Source organism: Arthrobacter sp. NPDC080086, assembly GCF_040702285.1.
On the sequence record NZ_JBFBKP010000157.1, the window covers coordinates 1 to 2,985 of the forward strand.

Genomic DNA, 2,985 nt, shown 5'->3' on the forward strand with positions numbered 1-2,985 from the left:
CACCGGCGTCGGCCGGACCACCCTGGCGATGGCGCGCGAGCGGGACCTGCCGCCGGTGCTGGCGCGCGTGGGCGGCGGCCACGCGGTGCCGTTCGTCGCCGAACTCACGGTCGCGGCGGTGGTGATCGTGCTGCTGCTGACCTCGAACGTGCTGACCGTCGTCGGGTTCTCCAGCTTCGGCGTGCTGGTCTACTACGCGGTGACCAACGCGGCCGCCTTCACGCTTCCCGAGCGGGCATGGCACGCGCCGCGCTGGCTGAACGTGCTGGGCTTCGCCGGGTGCCTGGTGCTGGCGGCCACCCTGCCGGTGGCGTCCGTGTCCGTCATGGCGGCCCTGCTGGCCGCCGGCGTCGTAGTCCGGCGGCTGGTGCTGCGCCGGCGAGGCGCCGCCGGGGCCTAGTCCCGGCGGCCCTCAGCGGGAGGACCTAGGCGCGGCTGACCGTCACGTGCAGGTCCTCGTCCGCGGGGGTCCACGTGGCGGGGTCGGCGTCGACCTGTTCGCCGCTGCGGATGTCTTTGACCTGGTGCTTGCCGTCCTCGTCGGTGAACCAGACGAACGGGATGCCCCGGCGGTCCGCGAACTTGATCTGCTTACCGAATTTCTCGGCCTTCGCGGCGACCTCCGTGGCGATGCCGCGGGTGCGCAGCTGGGCGGCGACGTCCTGCGCGGCGCCCCAGCTCTCGTCCGTGTTCAGGGCCACCAGCACGGCGGTGGGCACGGAGCGGGAGGCCTTCGCGAGGTCCTGGCTGAGGATCCGCGAGACCAGGCGGGTGACGCCGATGGAGAGGCCGACGCCGGGGAAGGTCCGGTTGCCCTTGCTGGCGAGGGCGTCGTAGCGGCCGCCGGAGCAGATGGAGCCGAGCTGTTCGTGGCCCACCAGGACGGTCTCGACGACCGTGCCGGTGTAGTAATCCAGGCCGCGGGCGATGCTGAGGTCCGCCACCACCTTGCCTGGCGCGCGCTGTACCGCGGCGGAGATGACCTGTTCGAGTTCGCTCAGGCCCTCCTCGAGGAGGTCATTGCTGACGCCGAGGGCGCGGACCTGCTCCACGAACCCGGTGTCCGGGGTGCGGATCGAGGCCAGGGCAAGGGCGGCGCGGGCCTGCTCGTCGGTGGCGCCGAGTTCCGTCTTCAGCAGTTCGGCGACCTTGTCCGGTCCGATCTTCTCCAGCTTGTCGATGCTGCGCAGCACGCCGGCGGTGTCCGTCAGGCCAATGCCGGTGTAGAAGCCCTCGGCCAGCTTGCGGTTGTTAATCCGGAGCAGGAAGTCGGGGATCGGCAGCGCACTGAGGGCTTCGGCGATGACCAGCGCGATTTCGACGTCGTAGCGGAACGGCAGGGTTCCGTCACCGACGATGTCGATGTCCGCCTGGGTGAACTCGCGGGCCCGGCCTTCCTGCGGACGCTCACCCCGCCAGACCTTCTGGATCTGGTAGCGGCGGAACGGGAAGGCGAGGTAACCGGCGTTCTCCACCACGTAGCGGGCAAAGGGGACGGTCAGGTCGAAGTGCAGGGCCAGCGCGTTGGGATCGGTCTTCGCCGTCGCCGCGGAGGCCGGATCGGCGTCGTCGTCCTGCAGCCGGCTGAGCCCGTAGACCTCCTTGTCGATCTCACCCTTGCGCAGGAGTTGTCCCACGGTTTCCACGGCGCGCGTCTCGATCGAGGAGAAGCCGTGCAGCTCGAAGGTCTTCCGGAGTGTGTCCAGGACATGGAGTTCCACCAACCGCTCCTCGGGAAGCCACTCGGGGAATCCGGACAGGGAGGCGGTGCGTGCCATGGTGGAATTTTCTCCTCTGGTGACGACGGCGGATCCGGCTGCCGCGGCGTCGCCCGCGGACCGGCCAGTCGTGCATAAACTGTGTGCGGCAGTCAGTTTATGCTTTTTCCCGCACGTATCCGTACTTGCGGCCCGACCCCAGGAGGACTTTTGGCGGCGAGTTCACGCAGTGCCCGCGAGGCAAAGCGGCGCGTCCATCAGATGGAGGCCAAGCGCGAGCTGCGCCGGCACCAGGACAAGCGCCGGAAGCGTGACAACATCATCGCCGGCGCCGCCGGTGGCGCCGCGCTGGTGCTGGCCCTGGTCCTACAGCTGACCGTCTTCGCCAGCAACCCCACCGAGGACGAGTTCAAGGCCGCCGAGGCCGGCCTGAGCACCCCGTCGGCGACGCCGACCCCGGCCGCCAGCAACGGCGAGAACATCCCCAAGCCGGAGACCGCCGCCGGGAAGACCTTCACCGGTGAGCTCAAGCTGAACCGCGGCACCCTGGGCGTGGAACTGGACGGGACCAAGGCCCCGCAGGCCGCCGCCGTGTTCAAGTCCCTGGCGGACCAGAACTTCTACGCCGGCGTCAGCTGCCACCGCCTGACCACGGCCGATTCCTTCGGCGTGCTGCAGTGCGGGTCCAAGACGGGCGACGGCGCCAGCGATCCCGCCTACACGTGGGGCCCCCTGGAGAACACCCCCGCGGACAACAAGTACCCGGCCGGAACCATCGCGGTGGCCCGCACCGGTAACAACGCCTACGGCAACGGGACACAGTTCTTCATCGTCTACAAGGACACCGTGATTCCGGCCGACTCGGCCGGCGGCTACACCGCGGTGGGCAAGGTGACCTCGGGCCTGGACGTTGTCTCCGGGATCGCGGCGGCCGGCATCAAGCCGGGCACCAGCGCCACGGACGGCGCGCCGGTGGAACCAGTCACGATAGACTCGTTCTCTCTGAAGTAACCAGCCGTGCTCCCGGAGCATCGGTCCCGGTATTTCCCTCCAAGCGAAAGACTTCTAGCGGTGACAGACAGTCAGAAATCCGACGAAACAGTGGCAGCAGCTGCCAGCGAGACCGAATCCGGCGCGCCGGTAACGGAACAGGCCCCCGCGGCGGAGGCAGCCTCGGCTCCGGCGGCCGCCCCCCGGCCGGCCCCGCGCCCTGCTCCCTCCCCCGCCGCGTTCGCGGCACGGCCCAAGGCAGCGCCGTCGCCGGCCG

The 2,985-nt window shown here is 69.8% G+C and carries 3 protein-coding genes and 1 pseudogene; 3 read left to right on the top strand and 1 reads right to left on the bottom strand.

The window, feature by feature from the left end; genetic code table 11:
- Nucleotides 1-400: amino acid permease (locus AB0305_RS22925; RefSeq protein ID WP_366174166.1), on the top strand; the 400-nt coding region annotated here is incomplete at its 5' end.
- A gap of 25 nt (nucleotides 401-425) precedes the next feature.
- Here the strand turns inward: AB0305_RS22925 and hisS are convergent.
- Entirely contained in the window at nucleotides 426-1,778 is a 1,353-nt protein-coding gene (gene hisS, locus AB0305_RS22930; RefSeq protein WP_364135471.1) for a histidine--tRNA ligase, read from the bottom strand.
- A gap of 150 nt (nucleotides 1,779-1,928) precedes the next feature.
- Between hisS and AB0305_RS22935 the strand changes: the two genes are divergently transcribed.
- Both AB0305_RS22935 and AB0305_RS22940 read left to right on the top strand, forming a co-directional pair.
- On the top strand, nucleotides 1,929-2,729 hold the full coding sequence (locus tag AB0305_RS22935; protein ID WP_364135468.1) for a peptidylprolyl isomerase: 801 nt from the start codon (nucleotides 1,929-1,931) through the stop codon (nucleotides 2,727-2,729).
- 60 nt (nucleotides 2,730-2,789) lie between these two features.
- Nucleotides 2,790-2,985 (top strand): annotated as a pseudogene (locus AB0305_RS22940) (DUF349 domain-containing protein); the annotation flags it as partial.